This is a genomic window from Mesorhizobium sp. M7D.F.Ca.US.004.03.1.1 (assembly GCF_003998635.1).
Classification (GTDB): domain Bacteria; phylum Pseudomonadota; class Alphaproteobacteria; order Rhizobiales; family Rhizobiaceae; genus Mesorhizobium; species Mesorhizobium loti.
This window is the reverse complement of record NZ_RZQG01001717.1, coordinates 1-529: the sequence shown is the minus strand read 5'-3', so window position 1 is coordinate 529 and position 529 is coordinate 1. Positions and strand designations below refer to the sequence as shown.

1 protein-coding gene is annotated in these 529 nt (G+C 70.1%); it reads left to right on the top strand.

What is annotated here, in order from left to right; genetic code table 11:
- The coding region (locus EN935_RS39675; protein WP_206534726.1) for a BatA domain-containing protein at positions 1-529 on the top strand (529 nt) is incomplete at both ends.

Below are 529 nucleotides of genomic sequence, written 5' to 3'. Positions count from 1 at the left end.
GTGTTATGGGGCCTGCTGGCGCTGCCGGTGATCTGGTGGCTGCTCAGGCTGACGCCGCCCAAGCCGCAGACCGAAATCTTCCCGCCGCTGAAGATCCTCGCCCGCGTGCTGAAGCGCGAGGAGACGCCGCAGCAGAGCCCGTGGTGGCTGACGCTGCTCAGGCTGCTGATGGCGGCGCTCATCGTCGCCGCATTGGCCGACCCGGTCTTCAACCCGCGCGAAAAACTGCCGGCCGAGGGTGCTGCCCTGGCCTTGGTCATCGACAATGATTGGGCCAGTGCCGCCGACTGGGGCAAGCGCGTCGCCACCGCCGAGCGGCTGATCAACGATGCCGGCTCTAACGGCGTGCCTGTCGTCATCGCCTTCACCGCCGAAAAGGCCAATGCGGAGATCGGCCCGTTCGATGCCGCCGCCGCTCTTGACCGGCTGCGCGCCGCCAAGCCGCGGCCGATCCCGACCGACCGGCCCGCCGTCTATGCCCGCGTCGCCGGCGTGCTGGAGACCTTGCCCGGCGCCAGCGTCGCCGTGC